At 28.4% G+C, this 24,428-nt stretch carries 26 protein-coding genes; 6 read left to right on the top strand and 20 right to left on the bottom strand.

Going from position 1 to position 24,428, the window contains the following annotated elements:
• Positions 1-63: 63 nt before the first annotated feature.
• From CRN98_RS11025 to CRN98_RS11000, 6 genes are all read right to left on the bottom strand, one after another.
• Positions 64-1,128, bottom strand: a complete 1,065-nt coding sequence (locus CRN98_RS11025) for a DUF5673 domain-containing protein (protein ID WP_143331296.1) — start codon at positions 1,126-1,128, stop codon at positions 64-66.
• A gap of 106 nt (positions 1,129-1,234) precedes the next feature.
• Positions 1,235-2,023 carry a GNAT family N-acetyltransferase gene (locus CRN98_RS11020; protein WP_242960909.1) on the bottom strand — a complete coding sequence of 263 codons (789 nt, stop codon included), beginning with the start codon at positions 2,021-2,023 and terminating at the stop codon, positions 1,235-1,237.
• A gap of 151 nt (positions 2,024-2,174) precedes the next feature.
• On the bottom strand, positions 2,175-2,906 hold the full coding sequence (locus CRN98_RS11015; RefSeq protein WP_097027479.1) for an MBL fold metallo-hydrolase: 732 nt from the start codon (positions 2,904-2,906) through the stop codon (positions 2,175-2,177).
• 44 nt (positions 2,907-2,950) lie between these two features.
• Entirely contained in the window at positions 2,951-3,253 is a 303-nt protein-coding gene (locus CRN98_RS11010) for a Dabb family protein (RefSeq protein ID WP_097027478.1), read from the bottom strand.
• Between the two features lie 153 nt (positions 3,254-3,406).
• Positions 3,407-4,120, bottom strand: coding sequence for a zf-HC2 domain-containing protein (locus CRN98_RS11005; protein WP_097027477.1), 714 nt, complete (start codon positions 4,118-4,120; stop codon positions 3,407-3,409).
• A gap of 2 nt (positions 4,121-4,122) precedes the next feature.
• Complete coding sequence (locus tag CRN98_RS11000; RefSeq protein ID WP_097027476.1) at positions 4,123-4,602, bottom strand: RNA polymerase sigma factor; 480 nt, start codon at positions 4,600-4,602, stop codon at positions 4,123-4,125.
• Between the two features lie 300 nt (positions 4,603-4,902).
• On the opposite strand from CRN98_RS11000, the gene CRN98_RS10995 reads away from it, so the two are divergent.
• The 3 genes from CRN98_RS10995 to CRN98_RS10985 all read left to right on the top strand — a co-directional run bounded on the left by CRN98_RS10995 (position 4,903) and on the right by CRN98_RS10985 (position 7,753).
• Positions 4,903-5,481: an RIO2 family protein gene (locus CRN98_RS10995; protein ID WP_097027475.1), complete on the top strand. Its 579-nt coding sequence runs from the start codon at positions 4,903-4,905 to the stop codon at positions 5,479-5,481.
• A gap of 273 nt (positions 5,482-5,754) precedes the next feature.
• Positions 5,755-6,636: a pentapeptide repeat-containing protein gene (locus CRN98_RS10990; RefSeq protein WP_097027474.1), complete on the top strand. Its 882-nt coding sequence runs from the start codon at positions 5,755-5,757 to the stop codon at positions 6,634-6,636.
• 232 nt (positions 6,637-6,868) lie between these two features.
• Complete coding sequence (locus CRN98_RS10985) at positions 6,869-7,753, top strand: DUF2156 domain-containing protein (RefSeq protein ID WP_097027473.1); 885 nt, start codon at positions 6,869-6,871, stop codon at positions 7,751-7,753.
• Between the two features lie 266 nt (positions 7,754-8,019).
• Here CRN98_RS10985 and CRN98_RS10980 read toward each other — a convergent pair whose 3' ends face one another.
• On the bottom strand, positions 8,020-8,943 hold the full coding sequence (locus CRN98_RS10980) for an alpha/beta fold hydrolase (RefSeq protein ID WP_097027472.1): 924 nt from the start codon (positions 8,941-8,943) through the stop codon (positions 8,020-8,022).
• Between the two features lie 128 nt (positions 8,944-9,071).
• Entirely contained in the window at positions 9,072-11,999 is a 2,928-nt protein-coding gene (locus CRN98_RS10975) for an insulinase family protein (RefSeq protein WP_097027471.1), read from the bottom strand.
• A 256-nt stretch (positions 12,000-12,255) separates the two neighbouring features.
• Here CRN98_RS10975 and CRN98_RS10970 point away from each other — a divergent pair, with 256 nt between their 5' ends.
• On the top strand, positions 12,256-12,501 hold the full coding sequence (locus CRN98_RS10970; protein WP_097027470.1) for an AbrB/MazE/SpoVT family DNA-binding domain-containing protein: 246 nt from the start codon (positions 12,256-12,258) through the stop codon (positions 12,499-12,501).
• Positions 12,502-12,624: 123 nt separating this feature from the next.
• Here CRN98_RS10970 and CRN98_RS10965 read toward each other — a convergent pair whose 3' ends face one another.
• The 8 genes from CRN98_RS10965 to CRN98_RS10930 all read right to left on the bottom strand — a co-directional run bounded on the left by CRN98_RS10965 (position 12,625) and on the right by CRN98_RS10930 (position 18,027).
• Positions 12,625-13,209, bottom strand: a complete 585-nt coding sequence (locus CRN98_RS10965; protein ID WP_097027469.1) for a hypothetical protein — start codon at positions 13,207-13,209, stop codon at positions 12,625-12,627.
• Positions 13,202-14,080, bottom strand: a complete 879-nt coding sequence (locus tag CRN98_RS10960) for an ATP-binding cassette domain-containing protein (protein WP_097027468.1) — start codon at positions 14,078-14,080, stop codon at positions 13,202-13,204. Before CRN98_RS10960 ends, CRN98_RS10965 begins: the two co-directional genes overlap by 8 nt.
• Positions 14,080-14,682, bottom strand: a complete 603-nt coding sequence (locus CRN98_RS10955; protein WP_097027467.1) for a hypothetical protein — start codon at positions 14,680-14,682, stop codon at positions 14,080-14,082. The genes CRN98_RS10960 and CRN98_RS10955 overlap by 1 nt, the downstream gene beginning before the upstream one ends.
• 35 nt (positions 14,683-14,717) lie before the next feature.
• A complete protein-coding gene (locus tag CRN98_RS10950) occupies positions 14,718-15,083 on the bottom strand; it encodes a GntR family transcriptional regulator (RefSeq protein WP_097027466.1) in 366 nt (121 codons plus the stop codon).
• Positions 15,084-15,129: 46 nt separating this feature from the next.
• Positions 15,130-15,747 (bottom strand): hypothetical protein, encoded by a 618-nt coding sequence (locus tag CRN98_RS10945; protein ID WP_097027465.1) that lies wholly within the window; start codon positions 15,745-15,747, stop codon positions 15,130-15,132.
• Positions 15,748-15,840: 93 nt separating this feature from the next.
• Entirely contained in the window at positions 15,841-16,482 is a 642-nt protein-coding gene (locus tag CRN98_RS10940; RefSeq protein ID WP_097027464.1) for a hypothetical protein, read from the bottom strand.
• A 77-nt stretch (positions 16,483-16,559) separates the two neighbouring features.
• Entirely contained in the window at positions 16,560-17,168 is a 609-nt protein-coding gene (locus CRN98_RS10935) for a hypothetical protein (RefSeq protein WP_097027463.1), read from the bottom strand.
• A 121-nt stretch (positions 17,169-17,289) separates the two neighbouring features.
• Entirely contained in the window at positions 17,290-18,027 is a 738-nt protein-coding gene (locus CRN98_RS10930) for a hypothetical protein (RefSeq protein ID WP_097027462.1), read from the bottom strand.
• Between the two features lie 367 nt (positions 18,028-18,394).
• Between CRN98_RS10930 and CRN98_RS10925 the strand changes: the two genes are divergently transcribed.
• On the top strand, positions 18,395-18,775 hold the full coding sequence (locus tag CRN98_RS10925; RefSeq protein ID WP_097027461.1) for a hypothetical protein: 381 nt from the start codon (positions 18,395-18,397) through the stop codon (positions 18,773-18,775).
• Between the two features lie 87 nt (positions 18,776-18,862).
• Here CRN98_RS10925 and CRN98_RS10920 read toward each other — a convergent pair whose 3' ends face one another.
• From CRN98_RS10920 to CRN98_RS10910, 3 genes are all read right to left on the bottom strand, one after another.
• Positions 18,863-19,924: a hypothetical protein gene (locus CRN98_RS10920; protein WP_097027460.1), complete on the bottom strand. Its 1,062-nt coding sequence runs from the start codon at positions 19,922-19,924 to the stop codon at positions 18,863-18,865.
• Positions 19,925-19,987: 63 nt separating this feature from the next.
• Positions 19,988-20,875: a DUF5673 domain-containing protein gene (locus tag CRN98_RS10915; protein WP_179632106.1), complete on the bottom strand. Its 888-nt coding sequence runs from the start codon at positions 20,873-20,875 to the stop codon at positions 19,988-19,990.
• Positions 20,876-21,115: 240 nt separating this feature from the next.
• Positions 21,116-22,177, bottom strand: a complete 1,062-nt coding sequence (locus tag CRN98_RS10910) for a DUF5673 domain-containing protein (RefSeq protein ID WP_097027458.1) — start codon at positions 22,175-22,177, stop codon at positions 21,116-21,118.
• 442 nt (positions 22,178-22,619) lie between these two features.
• Here CRN98_RS10910 and CRN98_RS10905 point away from each other — a divergent pair, with 442 nt between their 5' ends.
• The gene (locus tag CRN98_RS10905) at positions 22,620-22,904 is read left to right on the top strand and encodes a hypothetical protein (RefSeq protein ID WP_179632105.1); all 285 of its coding nucleotides are present in this window, start codon (positions 22,620-22,622) and stop codon (positions 22,902-22,904) included.
• A 128-nt stretch (positions 22,905-23,032) separates the two neighbouring features.
• Here the strand turns inward: CRN98_RS10905 and CRN98_RS10900 are convergent, their stop codons facing one another.
• Positions 23,033-24,385: an FAD-dependent oxidoreductase gene (locus tag CRN98_RS10900; RefSeq protein WP_097027456.1), complete on the bottom strand. Its 1,353-nt coding sequence runs from the start codon at positions 24,383-24,385 to the stop codon at positions 23,033-23,035.
• Positions 24,386-24,428: the final 43 nt, after the last annotated feature.

Below are 24,428 nucleotides of genomic sequence, written 5' to 3'. Positions count from 1 at the left end.
TACGCTCCTATACATTTTCATTATTAAACTATTACTAAAATATATTATTTTTATTTATCATTTTTATTGTGATCCAATACTTTCTAAACCACTTATTTTATCCAATATCCAATTGCCAGCATCATTCTTTATAAAAGTACTTGTTCTTTTGAAATGAGATATAGGTCCGTCTTTATCAAGCTTACCTGATTCTTCAATTGTAAGCTCTTCATTGTTAACTTCTTTATTTAACTCTTTATACTTTGGAGATTTTATATATGACCTTTTTATGGACATCTTTGTATCATATATAGTAGGAATCCTTACATTTTCATAAAACTTAATTTTCTCATCTGTAGATTTACTTGTATCTACAAGTATTCTATATAAATCCTCTATCATTGATTTACTCATAGTTTCTTTAAATACTTTATCAAAATCTTCTCTAGATTTTATATTTTCTTTGTTAAGTTCCGCCAAAGGCTTCCATGTTTTCTGTAGTATAGCTATAGCTTCATCTTCTTCTAACTTTATTTCTTTTGTCATATATGGCTTACTTGCTTTAATTAAATTTATGTGTCCTATAGCCATTATAATAGCAATTAATAAAATTATCATTCTTAACTTAAAAATTCTCTTTTTATTGCTTGCTTTATCTATCTTCTTTATATTTTCCCTTAAAAATTTATCTACTTCTTCTCTTTGCTCTGGATTTACTTCTAATTCTTTGCTGACAATGCTATTTTTTCTTGTAAAAACTTCAAATTGAACTATATTATCAGATATCCATGAATAATTTTTAATTTTGCTCCATTTAGTGAAATAAGAAATGTTAGAATCCCCTGAATATATACCACCTTTAGTTATTCCCAATGATGATCTACCTAAAAGATTTGAAATACACATCTGTGTCCAAAAAGTCCCCTGTACAATCCCAAAGATATCAATATCCTTGTTCCCTAGATAACCTGAAAAACTCATTATTCCCATAAAAACCCATAACACTAATGTTACAGTATATAATACTGAAATCTTTTTTCGCTTTGTTTTAATAATAAATTCACCTGAATAAATCTTTTCATATAAGTTAAATAATAAGAAACAACTTGCTATTATATTTATAATAATATAATAATTTATTCTATTCATATTTTGCTTTAGTAAGAAAGTGTATAACAAGTACACAAATCTACTAAATCCTCACTTCCCTTCTATATATCTTTTTATAGGATAATTCACAGCAAATCGCCAATAATTAATATATGCCCTTCTTTATATTCTCTATAATTTTATTAAATTTTGTCTCACTTAAAATTTCATGTGTAATAAACTTACCGTTATAAAACACGCTGTAAATACTAAAGGCTGACGGGAGGCTCTCTACCTGTTCTCTATTATCAATTTTAATAATCTCTAATGGAATACCTTCTCTTTTTGCCAATTCTTTTATAACTGTATTAGTGTAGTACTCAGTAAAAGGACAAAGATTTGAATAATATACTGTTAAGCCACTTTTATTGCTGATGATATTTTCTTTTGCACATTGATTAAATATAGGGTTTACTGCATTAGGATTGTTTTTATAAACTAATAGTTCAAAATATGGAGAAGCCGTATCACAGACTTCAAATCCCTGCTTTAAGAAGAATTTTTTATCTGATATATATGGTTTCTTTTTATTACTGGTAAGAACTACAATTCCTTCCTTATCCTCAGAATCTTTTATGCATTCCTCTAAAAGCCTTTTTCCATAACCCCTTCCTGCATATTGACCCGCAACCCAAAAACAGTTAATTACCATGTAATTTGGTGCAGTAATTGGTATCCAACCAATTTCAGAAGGACAGTATTCAATAAAAACCTTATGATTGACATTAAACTTCTTGAATACATATCCATCTTTGATTTGCTGTTTTAACCATTCCTTTTTCTTTAGATATCCTTCAACACATTTCTTATTTGATATAGCACAGCAAATATGTTCGTTATCAATATTTTCTTCATTTAAAGTTATAATCTCCATTGACTCCTTTAAATCCTTCATGTAGAAAAACTCCCTTCGTTTATAGTAACTTAATGATAACACTATAAATATGCCAGCTATATGTCATATTAAAATATCCTAATTTCAACTATCACTTAGCAAAAATAAAACCTAACTAATTTACTTAGCTAAGTTTTATATTTATAATTCTCTAAAATATATTTTCTATATTACGCAGAGCAGCTGGTATATTATCCTGATATTCTCCCCCATGGTAACAAATTATCTTTTGTATATCATAATTAAGTAGTTTTAAAACAGATTCTTTTGCTTCTGCCATATCTAGTGTAAATTGTGGTGCTGCAATTTCAAGATTTCCATTTTCTATTGCTAAAGCATCGCCACTGATTAAAACCTTAAACTTTTTTAAATAAATTGAAATATGTCCTGGCATATGCCCTGGAGTTTCAACAATTTCAATTCCTCCACACCAAGGAAAATAATCCTCATCTTTTACAGTTATATCTACTTCTACATTTTCAATTGATTTTAAAATATTTTGAAATGCCTTTCCTGCTTCTTGCTCTTCTGGCGGCAATATAGACTGAGTTTGTTCAGCTTGCTGAAGTCGTAATGACTTTAATCTCCCAGCTACATAAGGGGCATCTTTTGCACTTGCAATAATTTGAACATGAGGATACTTTTGCTTGATCGCAGCAAGACTCCCCATATGATCGTAGTCATGATGCGTTACAATTACTTTTGTCAATTTAGAAAAATCCACATGTTTTTTACAAGCAGCCTCTTCTATCATTAGTAAGAAATCAGCATATCCGCAATCCACTAAAATCATTTCATTTTCATCTTGAAGTATCACAGGATAAATTGTACTTTCACCATATCCAAAATTAAAATCAACATTTAAAACAACTATATTATCCATAAAATTTCTCCTCTGTGAAGTATAAATATCTAATCTAATATTCTTTAAACTTCATAATCTACTACTACTCTTTCATTTACAACCTTCTTGGCAAATTCTGCAAGTTTTACATGCTCAGGATGATTTTGATATATATTTAAATCCTCCACACTTTCAAACTGTGAATATAAAACAACATCATATGCTTGTGGTGAATTATTAATATTTATACCAACCTCTACAAATTTAAGCTCATTAATTTTCTCTTGTAAATTTTCTAAATCTGTCTTAATTATCTTAGCATTTTCCGCTTTATCATTGCCTTCAGCAAATTCTTTTAATTTCCACATTACAATATGTTTAATCATTACTTCTACTCCTTCTTAATCTATATAATAATCATTAACTTTATTCTTCGCTAAAAATTTCAAAAATCCTTTATCTATGAAATGTTAATGTTTCTTAATGAAAAGATATTTTCCACTTTCCATTATAACATTTTCATATGGAACTCTGTAATGTTAGTACGGCATAAAATTATTAGACTCATCATTGAAGAATTCTTCAACTTCTTTACTTGCTTTTGGTAACTCCATTCCCTTCTTCCAAATTAGTATGTTATCTTTTGGAGATCCGTAATACAGTGCTTTAATCTCGGCATTATCACCATACCTATCACGATATACAGTTTTAAGAAAATCACCAAAAGTATAATACGTATTTTTAAATCCAGGTACATCTTTCATCTCTTTTGTCTTAAAAATTGGGCGTTTAGGAGTTATATAAAAATTCCCATATTCATCCGTATTAAATGCTAGCCTATTCAATCTATATTCATCTGTCAGTTCAACATGATATGCAATCCTGCCATCTGATAATTGAGATACCTCTGTTATTTTCATTACATCAGTAGGAACATTAACAATTGGATAGGTAAATCCTAATAAGACAATTGTAAACAGTACAGCAGCACCAATTACTCCTATAATAAATGTTCTTACTTTAGTACGCCTCCAAAACACAGCAATATTTTTTATTACATTACTATCACTGAGATTCTCTTTAACAGTTTCTTTTGACAGATTAATTTCTGTTCCTATCTTATTCAATTCATTTTTACAATCGCTGCATTCAGTAAGATGGTCTTCTACCATTTTACTACTATCGTTACTACACACCTTATCATGATACAATGGTAGCAAATCCTTGATAATATCACATGACACTTTACTCATTCTTATTCCTCCTTCAACAAGTCTTGTATTTTTTGCTTAGCCCGATAGAATGTGACTCTTGACCAACTTTCGGTCTTCTCAAAAAGTTGGCTTATCTGAACAAATGAAAGTTCCCCAAATATCCTTAAAGTAAACACTTCCTTGTAAGGCTCGTCTAAACAATGTAAAACCTTATGAATTCGTAAAGCCGATTCTTTATCTATTAACAGTTCTTCAATACTGTTTTCACTTGCCTTTTCTGGTGTACTGTCCATTTCAAATCGTTTTTGCTTTTCAAGATGAGAATAGTATGTGTTTTTTGCTATTTGACAAAGCCAAACACTGATTTTACAATTCCCCTTGAACTTATCAATGTTTTTTAGAGCCTTAAAAAAAGTTTCTTGGGTTATTTCTTCAGCAACCGCTTCATTTCTGCTTAACAACAATACAAACGAGTAAACATCTCGGAAATATTGTTTATAGATGTTTGCCAAGTCAGCCACATTTTCACCTCCTTACATAAATAAGACCAGCTTATAGAAGAAACGTTACAAAAACATAATAAAATTAGGCAGGCATTGTAGCCTGCTCATTAACTTTATTCTTCGCTAAAAGTTTCCGAAATCCTTTCTCTATAAAATAATATCGCCCTTTTTAAATTCCCTGTTTTTTTCATATATATGATTTTTAATTTCTGCAAGCTGCTCTCTGTTTAATCTATAATGTTTTATCATTGTTATATTAATATCATATTAATTTTATTTGCATATACTATTTTAAAGCAATAAATAGAGTTGATAGGTATGAACATAATATTAGAAATTAAAAATTGTAAGTTCCTTGGTTCTGGAGCTGAAGGAAGTGTATATTTAACAGAAGAAGGATACGCAATTAAATTGTTTAAAGATGTAAATGCAGCTAAACGTGAGGAAGAAATACTTAACATAACTAAAGACAGTGTTTTTTTCCCAAATACTATTTTAAGAATTGATAATATTTTAATAAGAGAATATGTTGCTGGAGAAAATCTATACGAGTATCTAAAAAAACATGGATTGTCCTATAGTCTTTCTATAGAAATTATTGAATTAATTGAAGATTTAAAAAGACTAAACTTTAAAAAGCTAAATGCTAGAAATTCTCATATATTTGTTGATTCTAGTGAAAAAATAATGGTTATTGATCCAAGAAAATCTTTTACTACGAGTACACCATATCCAAAAGATATTATTAAAATATTATTAAAATTACACCTCTTTGATAAATTTTTAAAAGATGTATTAAGATATAAACCTAATTTACTTTCTTATTGGATTGAAGGGTATAATTATCTCGCATCTATAAAAAATCATAAAAATCGAAGACATCGAAGACATGGTTAAAAAACTAGAGTTTTATTAAAACTCTAGTTTTATTTTTATCAAAGCTCTTCTTTGTCCTAATAGAATTATATACTTATTACAATTTGTAATATTGATCATATACAGTCATAAAAGTTAGATATATCAAGTAAAAGTGAGATTACAAAGAAAAGTAATTTAAATGTAATGGTAATTAGCTGCTACATAAGCGCCCCCTTGAAAATTGAATAATCCCAGTATCTATGATAAAATCAAATTAAAAATTTTGTATTTTGTTATGTGAGGTAAATAAATATGAACTATCCCTGTGAAAATAAAAAAGATGAAATATTATCTTTTTCTAATATAAGTCGAAGTAATCTTCGAGCCGACTGCAAAAACTGCTTTGGTTTTTGTTGTGTTGCACTGTACTTTTCGGCTTCCGAAGGATTCCCTGTGAACAAAGATGCTGGTACTCCTTGCATTAATCTACAATCAGACTTTTGCTGCAGCGTTCACAAAAACCTAAAAACTCTTGGACTTAAAGGCTGTATTGCATATGACTGTTTTGGTGCGGGACAAAAGGTTGCTCAAGTCACCTATGGTGGATATGACTGGAGACAAGTTCCAGAAACTGCACAGCAAATGTATGAGGTTTTCCTTATTATGCATCAAATTCATGAAATGCTCTGGTATCTTACAGAAGCACTTAGACTAAAGCCATCCCGTAATATCCAAGATGAACTTAATTCCATGCTTATTGAGACAGAAAAACTTACTCTTTTAAGTGCTGACTCCCTCTTAAAACTTGACACAACAGCACATCGCTTCAAAGTTAATACTCTACTTAGACAAACCAGCGAACTTGTACGAAACAAATTCCGTGATGAGCAAAAAACTTCTTCAAAACGCCAAAAAACTCTTGGTCAAGGACGAGATTTTATTGGAAAAAATCTCACAAAAACTAATCTGAGAGGTGAAAACTTGAGTGGAGCCTATCTTATTGCTACTAACCTTAGAGGAGTGGATTTGAGTGGAACTGATCTAATCGGTGCTGACTTAAGAGATACTGACCTTAGAGGAGCCAATCTTACAAATAGTATATTTTTAACCCAAGGGCAGATTAATACAGCAAAGGGTGATTCTGAAACAAAGTTACCAATATCTCTTACTCAACCAATGCACTGGTTAAAATAATTAGCTAATGAAAAATGAATATACGGTATTTTTTATATGGCAACATTTACAGAGTTTGACTTTATCATTTCTTAAAGCTATACTATACTTAATATGTGTATAAATAATGATTATTAATTACATATTAACATTTACTATTTTTTTGTATTCAATATGGGAACACTAACATATAATAATCAATAAATATTAAGTATTTTAAAATAGTACATAATTATTAACAAGGAGTGTTATGATGCTAGAATTTAAGCCATTAACTTTAGATGACAAGGATTTATTTGAAAAATATATAAAACCTTATAATTTTTCTACTTCTGAATATTCATTTTTAAGCTTGTTTTTATGGAGAAAAGGCTGTGAAATACATTACAGTATAATAAATGATGTTCTTATTATAAAGAAAGTGGACTTTAATCATTCATCTCACTTTATGCAGCCACTAGGCTATAAAAAGAGAGATCTTAAAGAGATAGTTGATACGCTTATAGAATATAAAAAAGAAAATAATATGGATTACTTATTTAAAGATGCTGAGTTAAGCTTTATAAATGATTTAAAAGAGGCCTATGGAGACCTTTTAGAAATTGAAGAAGATAGAGATGGCGCAGACTATATATATTTAAGAGAAGATTTAGTTAACTTATCTGGTAAGAAGTATCATGGGAAAAAAAATCATTACAATGCTTTTGTAAAAAAATATAACTATAGAGCAGTACCTATTACCGAGGAAATAATAGATGACTGTTTAAAGGCTGGAAGAGAATGGTGTAATAAAAATGACTGCAAAGGATATGTACTTTATGAACTCTTTGGAATAAAAGATCTTCTTAAAAACATAGATAAATTAAATTTTGTAGGAATGGCGGTATATGTGGATGATAAAATTTCAGCCTTTACTATGGGAGAAGTAGTTAACGAGAATACTGCTATAATTCATATAGAAAAAGCTGATGCTGATGTGCGTGGATTATATGCCTTTGTAAATAGACACTTCCTTGAAGAATATTTAACAAAAGTGACCTATGTAAATAGAGAGCAGGATTTAGGCATAGAAGGTCTTAGAAAGGCTAAACTTTCATATAACCCTGTGGAACTTGCAATGAAATACATTGTGAAGTAAATAATGTTGATTTTTATATTTAGTCCTAACACACAATTTAAGAGTTTCTAAATTCACAAGTGGTAAATACTAAGAACTTATGAAAACTCGCGTTACCGCTCAAACAGTTCATAAGTTCTAAAGTCTTTACCACTTGTTTCATTAAGAAACTCTAAAAATTGCTCCAAGGACACATAATAAAAATCAACATTATTTACATTCCCTTACCTTACTGTTGGAAAAAACTCAGCAGAAGCTGAATTTATATATATTTTAGCTCCCAGTACCTAAATCACATTATTCAACCATGTTATAACATCACTTATTACTTCATTTTTATTTACTTCATTTAACATCTCATGTCTTCCACCTTGATAAATTTTGCAAGTTACATCTTTCATTCCTATTCTTTTATAAGTATTACATAAGTTTGTTACGCCCTTTCCCTCTTCTCCTACAGGATCTTCAGAGCCTGAAAAGATGTATATCGGAAGCTCTCTTGGAATATTATTTAAAATATGAGGCTTATTTAGTTCATCAAGACCTTTGAAGAAATAATAAAAAAATGATGATGTAAAAGCATGACCACAGTATTCATCCCTTATGTATTTATCTACTTCATCTTTATCAGAAGTTAACCAATCAAAGAGTGTTCTTTCTGGTTTAAACTTTGAGTTATATCCCTTAAATATTAAATTATTTAAGCTTTTCCCCTTATTTCGCGGCCCCTTCATAGATACCTCAAATTTTGCAAGTGTCATACCAATTTTTAATTTTTGTCCTTGCTTTCCATTTGTTCCTGAAAGTAAGGCTCCTTTAAGCTCCTTTCCATAAAGAGCTATGTATTTTTGCGTTAAAAAAGAACCCATACTATGTCCTAAGAGAAATATTGGCACATCCTTGTAATCTTTTTTTGCAATTAAAGTTACTTCATACATATCTTTTATCATCCAATTGAAACCATCTGTATCTCCTACATATCCCAAATCTTCTTTATTTTTTACTGTTTTGCCATGGCCTCTATGATTATTTATATAAACTGCATACCCATTTTCTATGAGTTTTTGTGCAAAGTATTCATATCTCTCTGAATGCTCTCCCATTCCATGAGCAATTTGCACTACTGCCTTTGGAGTACCTTCTGTTTTCCATTTGTATACATGAATTTCTACACCATCAACATCTTTAATATTAAATTCAATACTCCTCATCTACCCACCTCTATCAGATATAATATTTTATATTATAATTGTATCATAGCTTTAAATATTAATTCGTGAATATTCTTGAAACATTTTCTATAAAAGGGAAGTTTGAACATGCAAACTTCCCTTTAACTTTACTCAAATACATTTATTATTTTATTAAACAATTCTTTGTTTTCTTTTATTTTTTCTTCACTTCCAAAGACACATATATAGTTCTTTTCCATGCAATCTCCAAGTAAATTTGATAAACCCTTTATTTTATCTACAGAAGCACTTAATATTTCATCTCTTTCCTTTTGTGCATCTTCAAAAGTCACCTTGCTTAAATAATTAGCTACGGCTTTATCAGCTTTCATAGCAGCACTAAGTGGATTATCTAAATTGCTTATAGTTCCTATTATATATTTTGTCATTTCCCTTTGATCTGCTTCAAAATTCTTTACATAATTTGCAACATTATCATAAACGTCTAATGTGTTTTTAAGATTAGGATCTCTATAGGATGTAAAGTACATGTTCCCATTTCTATTAAAGCCTCCAAAACATCCATAAGCTCCACCTTGAACTCTTACTCTATTCCAAAGATAATCAAAGCTTGTTATGGTCTTTAATACTTGAAGTACTCCTGTGTACTCATATCCAAGTTTTCTAAAGTTAAATCCCTTAGAATTATATTGAACTTTTCCTGAAGTCATAAGTCCTTCATTTTTAGGTTCTATTTCAAATTTATATTCATTATAGTGAGTTTCATCATCCTTTAATGCTTCATATAATACTGGTAAGCTTTCAGTAAACTTATCATAATCCTCTTCATCTAAAGCTGCACTTATTAGAAGATTATTTTTATTAAATACTATTTTACTTATTTCCTTTAAAGTGTTTACTATTTCTTCCTTTTTGCTTTCAAAGTTATTATCTAAGTCAACTACAAAATGATAAAAATTGATTCCAGAAATAAGTTCTGAATAAGCCGCACTTTGAGAAAAGTAAGAAGCTACTCTACCTGCTGCTACCATATGTCCTGAATCAAATAAAGACATTTCCATTCTAGATTTATATTCCTGTATAATTTCTTTAAGTCTCTTATAGTCCTCAAATTTACTAGTTACTATTTCTTCCTTTAAAAGATTAAATAATTCTGGAAGCTTACTTACAAGAGCCTTTGAACGGACTTTAAGCATAGGAGTAAAGTTATTTATATTTGTATTGTCTGAATAAGGTATTGCGCTATAGCTTATTCCTCCAGTGTGTATGTTTACTTCATTAGATAAGTCTTCATAGCTATAGTTTTCTGTACCTACTTTTCCTAGTACTCCACATAAAATTCCTATATAAGGTATAAGTTCTTGTTTAACTCCCTTACTATTAAAGTAAAGATTAATATATGCTATCTTGTTGGTGAATAAAGGATGTTTTAACACTTTAATATCCTTATAAGTTTCCTCTACTAGTGGAAGTTTTTCTGAGTTTTTGTTTATATCTTCTATAGATATTAGTGGTACCTTTTCTAAATCCTCCTGATTATCCTCTGAAGTTTGTCTTTCCTCTAATTTTTTAGTTTGTTCTATTATCTTATTTAGTTCATTTTCGCTTAGTTTTTCTTTATATTCCTTAAGTTTTTTCCTTAGTTCTTCTTCTACACTTTCACCCATGCCTCTTTTAGGATTTAATATTAAAATAGAGCTATGAGAGTTATTTAATATATATTTCTCTATAATCTTTTCAAAGTAATTAGTAGTTAATGCTTCTTTTACTTTATTTAATTGAGGTTCATAAGCTAAATGCATTAATGGATCTTCATCATAAAGCCAGCTGTCCATGGCTTTTATTCCATACACAAGGCCCTTAGGATATCCATGATAATCTGATTCTCTAAGTCTAAATTCTTTAATATTTATAGAAGACTCTATAAGCTTTTTACTTATTCCATTACTAACTAAATCTCTTAATGTGTTAAATACTACTTCTTTAAATCTTTCCTTTTGACTTTCGCTGGAGTTTTTAACTACAACACTAAAGCTAGGTTGAAGTATGCTGCTATCAAACACTCCAAATACGTCTTTACCTAAATTAGCTTCTATAAGAGCCCTTTTAAGAGGCGCTGCAGGAGTATCCAATAAAAGATGTTCTAAAATATCAAATGCTAAATATAGTTCCTTATCTACAACTTTTCCTACAACAAAATTTAAACTCATATAGGATTTATCTTCTTCTTTTTCATTTACTGATATAGGATATTCCACTTTCATTTCCTTCATAGAATTAAAAGGCTTCTGTTCTTTAATTTCAGAGTGGATTTTTATTTTATCAAATTCTTTTAAATAATTATCATTAATAAAAGCTAATTCCTTCAGTGTGTCTCCATTACCATATAAATATATATAGCTATTTGAAGGATGATAATATTTTTTATGAAAATCTTTAAATTCTTCATAGGATAAATCCGGTATAAATTCAGGATCTCCTCCAGATTCCACTCCATAGGTTGTATCTGGGAAAAGAGATTGAGATATTTTTCTAACAAGCACTGATTCAGGGGATGAAAAAGCACCCTTCATTTCATTGTAAACTACACCTTTATAAGTTAAAGGTTCATCTTTATCTTTAAGCTCATAATGCCATCCTTCTTGCATAAATATTTCTGGATATTTATATATGTTTGGATAAAGCACTGCATCTAAATATACATCCATAAGATTAAAGAAATCTTTTTCATTTCTGCTAGCTACAGGATACATAGTTTTATCTGCAAAGGTCATAGCATTTAAAAATGTATTTAAAGATCCCTTTATAAGCTCTACAAAAGGTTCTTTTACCGGGAATTTTCTTGAACCACAAAGAACTGAGTGCTCAAGTATATGTGCAACTCCAGTACTATTTCCTGGAGGAGTTCTAAAGGATATTGAAAATACTTTATTGTCTTCCTCATTTACAATCTTTAAAAGCTTTGCTCCAGTTTTTATGTGTTCAAATATAAAAGCATCTGAGTTTAATTCCTCTACATGATTTTTTTCTAAAAGTTTAAACCCGCTGTATTCCTTATTTAATTCTAAATTCATAACTTTCCTCCTTAATAAAAATTACCAAATATTACTTCGTACTAATTATTATGCCACAAAAATTATGTTCTATAAATTAAAAATTAAAAAATACTGATAAATATTAAAATAACTGCGTTATTCTCAGTTCTATACAAAAGAATAAAGAGTTTTATTAATATTATTTAAACTTGTAAAAAATGTATTGACTATTTATGTTATTACTGTTATTATTTAATTAGCAAAAGTCGAATATTGTTTGAGGAGGTACCATGTTATGAAATCTACTGGTATTGTTAGAAGAGTTGATGAATTAGGAAGAATTGTTATCCCTATCGAGCTTAGGAGAACATTAGATATAGAAATCAAGGATTCTTTAGAAATCTTCGTTGATGGAGAGCAGATAATACTTAAGAAGTACAGCCCATCTTGCATATTCTGTGGAAATGCTAAAGATGTTATAAACTACAAAGGTAAAAACATCTGCCAAGCTTGTCTTGAAGAATTAAAAACTGACAAATAAAAATAAGCCTTTAAGGCTTATTTTTTTATTTTTATTAAATTTATTGTCGAAAAATATTGGCGAAAATTAAGTTGTAATCTAATTGAAAATATCCCTTTTATATAGTTAAAAATTCCATATTTTTTACTTAACCTCCCTTAGCTTAAAATCTATATTTTTAAGTATATATCTGGAAATTAAACTGCACAGTATAGTTAATATTATGAAGATAATATTTATCATTGTATTATGCAAATCAAAATAACCCTTCCTGGACACATAACGTAGTCCAAATATAGCACCAAAACCTACAAAAGCAATAAATGAACTATTTATCATCAAAAGACTTATCACATTACTTAAACTTGTAAAAAATATAATTCCAATAAAAACTAAAATCATAGTTGAAACCTGGATGTTTTTATTGATTACAAAAGCTGCTAATAAATACATAAGCCACATTAATAATGATAAAATTAAATTTAAACCTTGACCAATTTTAAAGTACTCATCCCTTGTTACTGAGAAGTTCATCATGTGCGAATATCTATTGTAGTATAAATGAAACACTATTAATGGTATATAAATATAAGAGTAGGGGCTTATGGATATTTCTTTAATTTTTATGCTAATAGCCATAATAGGGAATGACAGCGCCACACCTACTATTATAGTAAGCATTATTTCCGTATCCATAATAAGCTTTAACCTTTCCTTAAAATCACTCAACTCTGCCACCTTCCCTTAGCATATTTACAAACAATTTTTGAAGGGTCATTTTTTCTAAGGTAAATCCTTTATCTTGAAGCTTTATCTTTTCTTCATAACTTACATTGTCACATATCCCTATCCTCATAAGAGCGCCTACTTTCTCTTTAGATATCACCCTTAAATTTTTTGAAATATCATACAATTCTTCTTCTTTTCCAGTTATATAAAAAGCTTTTTCATCAATTGTATCTTTGTTTTCATTTAATAAAATCTTTCCATTGTCCATAAATATAATTTCTTCAACTAAGCCTTCTATTTCTTCTATATGATGAGTTGAAAAAATTATTGTTCGTGGATTTTCTTCATAATCCTTTAAAAGCTCCTCATAAAACATCTCTCTATTTAATGGGTCTAGCCCTGCATATGCTTCATCATATATGGTTATAGGTGCTCTGCTCGCTAATGCTACTATTATGTTTAAGCAAGACTTTGTTCCTTTAGAAAGATCTCCATACTTCTTGCCAAGCTCCACATTAAATTTTTTTATAAGTCTTTCTTTAAATTCTTCATCCCAATATTTTAAAAATACCTTAGCTGTGTTAAATATTTCCCTGCCTGTCATAGCTGCTGAAAATCCATTTTCCTGACAAAGGTATATTTTACTTAAAGCATTTTTGTTTTCAAATACCTCTTCACCAAAGGCCTTTATACTTCCTCCTGTTTTTACATATTGTGATGCAATACATCTTAATAAAGTGGTTTTCCCAGCACCATTTCTTCCTGCCAAACAATATATTTTATTTTCCTCTATATTTAAATTTAAATCCTTAAAAACTCCTTTGTTCCAAAATTTCTTATTTAAATTAGTTATTTCAATTGCATAACTCACTACTCTGCTTCCCCCTTAATTTGAATTTCAGTACTTCTATGAACTAAATAACTTGTTATATAATTAAATCCTATAATTATAGGAAACATTATATAAAATTCTTTTAATGTAAAATTGCAATAAGAACCCACTTTCTGGTTTAAACTTATAAAATTGTCAGCAAGAATACTTGAAGAATACCATGTAATAAACAGAAATATATAGAAAAACAATACTCCAAGCTTTACCATCAAATAATCCGTATGGCTAAAAATTTGTCTAAATGCTAGAGTACTAAAAAATACCAAAAGAATCACAAGATAAAATGAAAAAAAATATATAAAATTACTTATATCCATGTTTTCAATTTTCACTCTTGCTAAAGCTATTACTATTGATATGAAAGTTGACATTAAAAAGTCATATATTACAGTCAGTGTATAGAATTCTGTTCTAGTTCCACCAAAGCCTAAAAAAACATTTAATCCTCTATTTCTATTTGATATCAATTTATAGAGAATAACCCATCCTGATATACCTATTATAAATCCTATCAATCCATCTATTTCTAATATAGATATTATAAATAAAGCAATATAAAACCTACTGCTTCTTTTAAACATATATATTAACTTATTTATAGCTCTCCCTCCTTACTCTATGCCCTAGACTTATTTAGCCACATTATTATTTCTTCAATAGAAATCCCTATGCTTTTTCCTTCCTCTATAATACTTTTCAACTTATTATTTAAAAATTCCTGCCTTTTCCATACTTTAATTTTATTTCTAGCTCCAATGGTTACAAACATCCCAAGTCCCCTTCTTTTATATAAAATGCCTTTATCAACTAATATATTCATCGCCTTTCTTGTGGTGGCTGGATTTATACCGTAGACTTGAGAAAACTCCGTTGTAGACATTACCTGTGTTTCTTCCTCTGTGATTCCTTTTAAAATATCTTCCTCTATTCCTTCTGCAATTTGTATATATATAGGCTTTATATCATTAGAATTAATAATCAAATACTTTCACCACCTCGTTAATTAGTTACTTAAATTCTATAACTTACTACTCTGCTTCCCCATTAATTTGAATTTCAGTACTTCTATTAACTAAATAACTTGTTACATAGTTAAATCCTATAATTAAAAATGACATTATATAATAATCCATTAGCTTAAATTCTTGATAACTAAATAAATTTTCATTAAAATTTATAAAATTATCATTGAAAAGAAGAAAACCATACCTAGCAACAAACAGTGCTAAATACATAACTATGACTCCAAACCTTACTGCTGCATAATCACTATGTTTAAAAAATTCATTAAATAATTTAGCGCTTAAAAATACTAAAACTAGTGTAAAGTAAAATAAAAATACATATTTGAAATAATTTTTAGGTATGTTATTAGAATTTACCTTTACTAGAGCTAATACCAATGATATTATAGCTGAGGATAAAAGATTATATATTACTGCAATTACATAGTACTCTTTTCTAGAGGTCTGAAATGATAAAAATATATTAAATTTACCATACCTTTTCCCCAATAATCCTCCTATTAAAGCTCCTATTAATCCTCCCATTAATCCTGGTATTAATGCATTTGAACTTAACATAATAAAAACAATAACATACAGTATTAAGTCCCTTTTAAATATATATATTAACTTATTTATCAAAGCTCTCCCTCCTTACTCTATGCCCTCCTGCTTATTTAGCCACATTATTATTTCTTCAACAGAAATGCCTTTATCAACTAATTGCATAGTTTACTATTCCGCCTCTCCAACAATTTTAATTTCAACACTTTTATGAACTAAATAGCTTGTTATATAGTTAAATCCTATAATTATAAGAAACATTATATAGTATTCTTTTAACTTAAAATCCTCATAACTCACTAAATTATCATTAAAGTTTGTAAAATTTTCAGCAGAAAATCCCATGGTATATCTTGTAAAAAATATCAATACATATAAAAATAAAACTCCAAACCTTACTGCCCAATAATCACTATGCCTAAAGATTTGATTAAATGAAAAGGTACTAAAAACCACTAAAGTGACTATAAGATAAAATAAGAATATATAATTAAAGTAATTTTTAGGTATACTATCAACTTGTATTTTTGCTACGCCTATTGCCACTGCTGAAAAAGCTGACAATAAAAAATCATATATTACAATTAGTATATAATACTGTTTTCTAGTAATTCCTAATAATAAAAAATCGTCCAATCTTCCTACTTTCATCAATACAGGAATAACTATCATTATTTCTGTTATCGTACCTACAAAAAATCCTCGCATTTGATATATTAAATTTCCTCCAAAAATTTCTAATAAATATATCACAAATAAAATAATATAAAATCTTCTGTCCTTTTTAAACATGTATATTAAATTATTTATCAAAACTTGCCCTCCTGCTCATTAAGCCACATTATTATTTCTTCAGCAGAAATCCCTTTATCAACTAATTGCATAGTTTACTATTCCGCCTCTCCAACAATTTTAAGTTCAACACTTTTATGAACTAAATAGCTTGTTATATAGTTAAATCCTATAATTATGCTAGAAATGATATAATACTGACTTAATTTAAAATTTTCATAAGCATTTAAATCATCATTAAAAAAAACAGGAGAGTATTTATTAACAAATATAAAGTAATATATAAAAATAACTATATACCTTATTGCTGTATAATCACTTTGTTTAAAAAGTTCATCAAATAATTTAGTACTTAAAAACACTAAAGCTAATGTGAAGTAAAATAAGAACATTTTATGGTCATTTTGAGGTACATCACTAACATTTATTTTTATTAAAATCAATATCAATGATATTATAGCTGAGAATAAAAAATTATATATTACAGTGCTTACATAGTAATCTTTTCTAGAGATTTGAAATACCAATAATATATTAAATTCACTATATGTCCTTGAAAATATAGTTACTATTAGTATTACCATTAGTATTACTGCCGGTACAAGTATAAACATATTTGATATTGGCAAATAATCTTTAATAAATGTAAAAACAATAACGGCATATATACCTAAATCCTTTTTAAACATATATATTAGCTTATTCATAATTTTCGTTACCCCCAATAATCTACTAACAAACTACTGCTATATATATTTAATGGGACGGATAATAAAATTTATAATAGAAATTACAAATCTTCACTACCCATCCCATAGTTTTAATAAATTAACATTCTATTATTTTCTCTTCTGTTTTTTCTGCTTTTTTACAAATAGTCATGATAAACATAGATAAATAAATTCCTACACTTGATGCTATAAAATTAATAAATGCATAGCCTATGGAATTAGTTTTTGGATTTATATTTACTAATGCCATTACTCCTCCTATGATAGCTAGCATAATACATACCGTAATGCTTAATAATAATATTTCTCCAAAATGCTTTTTGCCTAGTGCTATTCCTTTTTTCAAAGCTTCTCCTACACTTGTATTATAGTATATTAAATATGCATCACATGGAATTATTAACACGCTAAGAAGTAATGATAAAATAACCATAAATGGTATCAATATTCCCCAAAATCCTAAAACTATTAGCCCTACTGCCATAGCATAAATAATTATACTTAATCCTAAATACCTTAAATAAAGGCCTAGACTTTCTTTAAAATTTTCCTTGTAATTTATATGATTTTTATCTATTAATGCTTTTATAACTACCATTAAAAATGATTGAAATAATGATGCTATAAATATATAAAATAAAATCGGTATTGACTCATTTATTACTATTTCCTTTAAGAGTGAAAGATTTTTTGTTAAATTTCCTCCTCTTCCAAAAAAATCATACTTGGTAAATTCTAAATTAAAACTAGTACTTTTAAACAGTACCTGTACTAAAATAAATGGCAGTAAAAATTTGAAACCTTCTTTATACTTGTTCCAAACCTCTTTATACATAAGACTTTCCTCCTAAAACTTATTTAATTTTTAATACTTCTTATAAATTTTAAAAACAATACTTAGTTAGTTAGTTACTCATGTAACTAACTTCAGTATATCCAAATTTAATTATTTGTGCAAAAACATTTCCAATTGTTTTCAGGTCTATTTTTTAAATATTCCTGTATTTTCTATGAATAACACCCAAATGCTGGTTTTTTCATCCACTTCCAATTGACAACTGATAAAGGTTGCAATAGTATTATATTTAATAACTAATCTCTAGTATTTGTTGCTGTTATTAAGAATAACTAATATTTTCTTAGTTAATACTGATTACTAAATAAATGATATTTTTAATGTTAATAAGTAAGGAGTGATTTTTATGGATAAATTAAAGATTAAAATATCAGAACAGGCTTATAATAAAATTTTAAATATATTAAAAAATGATAATGAATTTGACTGTGTAAAGTTTTCTATGGAATCTAGCTGCTGTAACCCTAAGGTAGGTATATATTTAGATGCGCTAAATAAAACATCTAATGAAGATATGAAAGATGCTGTAGAGGATTTAAATATAATATACCCTAAAGCCTTAATAGAAAAGGTAAAAGAAGTTCAATTAGTTTATAGAAATAATGGTTTTATGATTAAATCCATACCTTTGAAAGAAGGCACAGGTTGCTCTGGAAAATCTGGCTGTGGTTCTGGATGTTCAGGATGCAGTTCGAAGAATTCTGGGTGCTCTGGATGCCATCATTAAAACAAGGTGTGCTAATTTTATTTTAGCACACCTTTATTTATCTTGAATTATTAAATTATTAATGAACAATATAAGAATATTATTACCTTATTGTGATACAGTACTTTCTAAACCAGTTATACTATCTAGCACCCAATTACCGTTATCATTCTTTATAAAAGTACTTTTTCTTTTAAAATGATCCAATGGTTTATTGTCCTCGGATCTTTCTAGTTCTTCGATTATAAGTTCTTCTGCATTACCCCGCTTGCTTTGTTCTTTATATTTTGAAGTTTTTATATATGACTTTTCTATTGACATCTTTGTATCATATATAGTTGAGATATGTACCTTTTCTTTAAACTTAATATTCTCATCTTTAGATTTAGCAGTATCTACAAGAATTCCATATAAATTATCAATCATTGGTTCAGTCATAGTTTCTTGAAACAGCTTGTCAAACTCTTCTCTAGACTTTATATTTTCTTTGTTAAGCTCCGCTAAAGGTTTCCATGCTTTTTTAAGTATTAATATAGCTTCATCTTCTTGTAATTTTATTTTCTTTGTCATGTATGGTTTACTTATTTTAATCAAACTTACATTTACTACAATCATCACAGCAGCCATTAAAGCAATAAACATCTTAAGCTTAAAACTATTATTTTCATTAACTTCTCTATCTGTTTTATTTAGGTTGTCCTTTAGTAATTTATCTGCTTCTTCCTTTTGCTCTGAAACTACTTCTAATTCTGTAGTAAAAATATTGCCTTTTCTTGTAAGGGTTTCAAATTCAATTACATTATCAGATATCCATGTATAATTTTTAATTCTGCTCCACTTAGTGAAATAAGAAGATTTAAGATCCCCGGAATATATACCACCCTTAGCTATTCCTAATGATAATCTTCCTAATAAATTTGAAATCGCCATCTGTATCCAAAAGACTCCCTGCATCATCAAAGAAATATAAACTTCCTTACCTTTAAAATAATATAATAAATCTATCACTACTGTACAACTGCATAATACTAGCATTATAGTGTATATTATCGGAATTTTTTTCTGTTTTGTTTTAAAGGTAATTTTACCTGCATAAATTCTTTCATATAAACTATATACTAAACAATAACTCGCTATTAAATTTAAAGTAATCCAAAAATATAACCCCATTAAATACTTCCTCCCATTTAACAACTTAGTATAACTTTTATTTATTATTTATTTTTTTCTTCATTATGGTGATCCAATACTTTGTAAACCAGTTATACTATCTAGAACCCAATTACCATTATCATTCCTTATAAAAGTACTTTTCCTGCTAAAATGATCTAATGGTTCATTGTCCTCACCTCTACCTAATTCTTTAATTATAAGTTCTTCTGTAATAACTTGCTTATTTCCCTCTTTATATTTTGGAACTTTTATATATGATTTTTCTATGGACATCTTTGTATCATATATGGTTGGGATATGTACCTTTTCTTTAAACCTAATATTCTCATCCGCAGATTTATTTGTATCTACAAGTATTCCATATAAATTATCTATCATTGGTTTAGTCATAGTTTCTTGAAACAGCTTGTCAAACTCTTCTCTAGACCTTATATTTTCTTTATTAAGCTCCGCTAAAGGCTTCCATGTTTTTTTAAGTATTAATATAGTTTCATCTTCTTTTAATTTTATTTTCTTTGTCATGTATGGTTTACTTATTTTAATCAAGTTTACATTTACTACAATCATCACAGCAGCCATTAAAGCAATGGACATCTTAAACTTAAAACTATTATTTTCATTGACTTCTCTATCTGTTTTATTTAAGTTGTCCTTTAATAATTTATCTACTTCTTCCTTTTGTTCTGAATCTACTTCTAATTCTGTATTAAAAATTTTGCCTTTTCTTGTAAGGGTTTCAAATTGGATTACATCATCAGATATCCATGTATAATTTTTGACTTTGCTCCACTTAGTGAAATAAGAAACCGTAGAATCACCGGAATATATACCACCTTTAGCTATTCCTAATGATAATCTTTCTAAAAATTGCGAAATACACAACTGTACCCAAAAGACTCCCTGAAAAATTGCATAAATATCAACGGCTTCGCCTTTTAAATAATGCAAAAAATGTATTAATGCCATATAACCCCATAGCACTGCCAATATAGTGTATAAATTTGGAATCTTCTTTCGCTTTGTTTTAATAATAAATTTACCTGCATAAATTCTTTCATATAACAATCTACATAGTAAAAAATAACTAATTAATATATTTAAAATAATGTAAATATATAACATCACTAAATACTTCCTCCCATTTAACAACTTAGTATAACTTTTATTTATTATTTATTTTTTTCTTCATTATGGTGATCCAATACTTTGTAAACCAGTTATACGGTGCAATATCCAATTACCATTATCATTCCTTATAAAAGTACTTTCTCTTATGAAGCTAGATATTTGACCATCTTTATCCAAGCTGACCAATTCTTCAATTATAAGTTCTTCTTCATTACTCCGCTTATTTTCCTCTTTATATTTTGGAGATTTTATATACGACTTTTCTATGGACATCTTTGTATCATATATAGTTGGTATACGTACCTTTTCTTTAAATCTAATTTCTCCACCTATAGATTTATTTGTATCTACAAGTATTTCATATAAATCATCTATTATTGGTTTAGTCATAGTTTCTTGAAACAGCTTGTCAAACTCTTCTCTAGACCTTATATTTTCTTTATTAAGCTCCGCTAAAGGCTTCCATGTTTTTTTAAGTATGGCTACAGCTTCATCTTCTTTTAATTTTATTTTTTCCGTCATATATGGCTTACTTATTTTAATCAAACTTACATTTCCTATAACCAGCACAACAGTAATTAAAGCAATTAACACCTTTAGCTTAAAATTTATTTTTTTATTGACTTCTCTATCTGTTTTATTTAGGTTGTCCTTTAATAATTTATCTACTTCTTCCTTTTGCTCTAAACTTACTTCTAATTCTGTATTAGAAATTCTGCCTTTTCTTGTGAGGGTTTCAAATTGAATTATATTATCAGATATCCATGTATAGCTTTTAACTTTGCCCCATTTAGTAAAACAAGAAAAATTAAGATTTTCAGAATATATACCGCCTTCCGCTATTCCTAATGATAATCTTCCTAAGAGAAGTAAAATACATAGCTGTATCCAAAGAAGACCCTGAAAAATTGCATAAATATCAACTTCCCTGCCACCAAAATAATCAAAAAAACGCCTTACTGTTGCATAACCCCATAACACTGCTGGTATAGTATATATAAGTGAAATCTTTTTTCGTTTTGTTTTAAGGATAAACTTACCTGCATAAATTCTTTCATATAAACTAAGTAATAAGCCACAGCTTCCTATTATATTCCAAATAATCCAAAAATATAAATCCATTAAATATTTCCTCCCCATTTTATATCAAGTGATTCTTAGGTTCAGGTGGAGTTTGCTTATAAGGAATACCTTTTCTCCATCTGAACCTTAGAAGAACTTATCCAGGCGCGTATCACTGCTTATCCCCCACTTTGAAGAAGATGGGGGCGTTAGCAATGGTAGCGATCGGATAAAGCATTTGCGACTTTGTTGATAATTCTAAGCAAAGCACATCCCCATATTATTATATATGAGTTATAGTTTAATTTCCAATATTTTTACAAACGTTCCATAATTTCTTGGATTCGATATTTATTTCTATCAATATTAAGAATTTTTTATGCAGCTTTATCTTCATATCTATCATTTAGTTTTATAAAAAAGGATATTTACCATTCTTACGGAATATATTAATTATGATACTTAAGAAATGATGATTAAAATTTAAACAGTTGTTTATGAAATGAAGGTGATATCTATGAATGAAGATTCCTTTTTAAAAGTACATCTTAAGAAAATTTATTTTATTAGTATAACAGTACTTACTTTAGTATTATGTTTAATAAGCAAAAGTGAATCTTTAATATTTTTCCTGCTGCTTGTGATAGATGGCATAATATCTTTTTCAAATCCTAATTACACTACAAAAATATATGAAAAACCCTTGTATATAAAAGGAGTTTTACTAGGCATATTTCTTAGTTTTATAATAGAAAATAAAGATGCATTTTTGAGCTATTTTATTTAAAAATCTTAGCAAAAAAGTTATGCTAATTTAACGACTTAGCATAACTTTTATTTGTTATTTATTATTTATCTTTTTCTTCTTTTATAAAGCTTTTACCAAGCTCAATCATTTTTACTTTCTTCTTTACCTTATTTCCCAAGGCTTCCTTCTACTATTATTCCTGCTTGGATAACAGGGCTTAAAGACGGAGAGTATGGAGGTGCATAAGCTAAATCCAGCCCAGATAGATCTTTATTATACTTTGCACCAAACATCATGCAGGTAGCAAATATATCTATGATTTTATCTACTCCATCATCTCCAATGATTTGAACTCCTAGTATCTTATCTGTTTCTTCATCTATTATCATTTTTATAACCATTTCTCCTGCTCCTGGCATAAAGGAAGGCTTACTTGCCATTTTAAACATATGTGACTTACATTTTTCATTTAATCCCTTAGCTTCTCTTTCATTCATTCCTACTAAAGCAACAGTCATGTCAAATACTTTAAATATGCCTGTAGATAATATACCTTTAAAGGTTATATCCTCTCCTGTAGCATTTTTTCCTGCTATTCTTCCTGTTTTATTTGCAAGAGAACCTAAGGATCTATACACATAATCCTCATGAGGAAGTGAATATACTTCTATACAATCCCCCGCTGCATATATATGCGGTACATTAGTTTGCATTCTATCATTTACATGAATTGCTCTAGTTTTTCCAAGTTCTACTCCAGCCTTTTGTGCTAAATCCGTATTTGGTCTAACTCCCATGCCTAGTATAATCATATCAGTGTCAATTTCTCTTTTTTCTGTTATTACTTTAGCAGCTGTTTTTTCTCCTTCCATACTTGAAAGCTTTTCTCCTGTATATACAATAACGCCTTTTTCTTTTAAATATTCCTCAAGTTTTAAAGCCATATCCTCATCTAATGGCCCCATAACTTGATTTTGAGCTTCTAGTACTGTTACTTCTATTCCATATTCCTGCAGGTTTTCACAGAGCTCTAAATTTATAGCTCCAGCTCCAACAAGCAGTGCTTTTTTAGGATTATTTTTTAAAATGTACTCTTTAATTTCATCGGCACTTATCACGTTTCTTAAAGTAAATACATTTTCTTTATGAAGCCACTCCTTTACTGGAACAAAAGGACTAGCCCCTGTGGCTATAACAAGCTCATCATAATTATCTTTAAACTCTTCACCAGTTTCTAAATTTTTTACTGTTATATTTTTATTTTCAACGTCTATATCTATTACTTCATGCCTTACCTTCACATCTACATTATATTTTTTCTTAAAATGTTCACTATCTCTAGGAGCAATATGCTTTCTTTCTTTTACTAACCCACCTATATAATAAGGTAAACTACATCCAGAGTAAGATATATCTTTATCTTTTTCATATATAACAATTTCTGCTTTACTGTCATTTCTTATAGCTTGAGTTGCTGCGGTGGTTCCACCTGCTACTGCACCTATTATTAAAATTCTCATACAAACGCTCTCCCTTCTATTGTAAACTCTATACTATATAATA

It is taken from the genome of Clostridium peptidivorans, assembly GCF_900205925.1.
Classification (GTDB): Bacteria; Bacillota; Clostridia; order Clostridiales; family Clostridiaceae; genus Clostridium_AK; species Clostridium_AK peptidivorans.
The sequence above is the reverse complement of the archived record's forward strand: the minus strand, read 5'-3'. Positions and strand labels throughout refer to the sequence as shown.

Bases quoted from the DNA above. Each gene is read 5' to 3' on its own strand.
- CRN98_RS10935 (WP_097027463.1), bottom strand. From the start codon at position 17,168: ATGAATAAGCTAATATATATGTTTAAAAAGGATTTAGGTATATATGCC.
- CRN98_RS11015 (WP_097027479.1), bottom strand. From the start codon at position 2,906: ATGGATAATATAGTTGTTTTAAATGTTGATTTTAATTTTGGATATGGT.
- CRN98_RS10985 (WP_097027473.1), top strand. From the start codon at position 6,869: ATGCTAGAATTTAAGCCATTAACTTTAGATGACAAGGATTTATTTGAA.
- CRN98_RS11005 (WP_097027477.1), bottom strand. From the start codon at position 4,120: ATGAGTAAAGTGTCATGTGATATTATCAAGGATTTGCTACCATTGTAT.
- CRN98_RS10930 (WP_097027462.1), bottom strand. From the start codon at position 18,027: ATGTATAAAGAGGTTTGGAACAAGTATAAAGAAGGTTTCAAATTTTTA.
- CRN98_RS11020 (WP_242960909.1), bottom strand. From the start codon at position 2,023: ATGAAGGATTTAAAGGAGTCAATGGAGATTATAACTTTAAATGAAGAA.
- CRN98_RS10905 (WP_179632105.1), top strand. From the start codon at position 22,620: ATGAAGGTGATATCTATGAATGAAGATTCCTTTTTAAAAGTACATCTT.
- CRN98_RS10920 (WP_097027460.1), bottom strand. From the start codon at position 19,924: ATGGGGTTATATTTTTGGATTACTTTAAATTTAATAGCGAGTTATTGT.
- CRN98_RS10980 (WP_097027472.1), bottom strand. From the start codon at position 8,943: ATGAGGAGTATTGAATTTAATATTAAAGATGTTGATGGTGTAGAAATT.
- CRN98_RS11010 (WP_097027478.1), bottom strand. From the start codon at position 3,253: ATGATTAAACATATTGTAATGTGGAAATTAAAAGAATTTGCTGAAGGC.
- CRN98_RS11025 (WP_143331296.1), bottom strand. From the start codon at position 1,128: ATGAATAGAATAAATTATTATATTATTATAAATATAATAGCAAGTTGT.
- CRN98_RS10955 (WP_097027467.1), bottom strand. From the start codon at position 14,682: ATGTTTAAAAGAAGCAGTAGGTTTTATATTGCTTTATTTATAATATCT.
- CRN98_RS10925 (WP_097027461.1), top strand. From the start codon at position 18,395: ATGGATAAATTAAAGATTAAAATATCAGAACAGGCTTATAATAAAATT.
- CRN98_RS10995 (WP_097027475.1), top strand. From the start codon at position 4,903: ATGAACATAATATTAGAAATTAAAAATTGTAAGTTCCTTGGTTCTGGA.
- CRN98_RS10990 (WP_097027474.1), top strand. From the start codon at position 5,755: ATGAACTATCCCTGTGAAAATAAAAAAGATGAAATATTATCTTTTTCT.
- CRN98_RS10970 (WP_097027470.1), top strand. From the start codon at position 12,256: ATGAAATCTACTGGTATTGTTAGAAGAGTTGATGAATTAGGAAGAATT.
- CRN98_RS10975 (WP_097027471.1), bottom strand. From the start codon at position 11,999: ATGAATTTAGAATTAAATAAGGAATACAGCGGGTTTAAACTTTTAGAA.
- CRN98_RS10910 (WP_097027458.1), bottom strand. From the start codon at position 22,177: ATGGATTTATATTTTTGGATTATTTGGAATATAATAGGAAGCTGTGGC.
- CRN98_RS10900 (WP_097027456.1), bottom strand. From the start codon at position 24,385: ATGAGAATTTTAATAATAGGTGCAGTAGCAGGTGGAACCACCGCAGCA.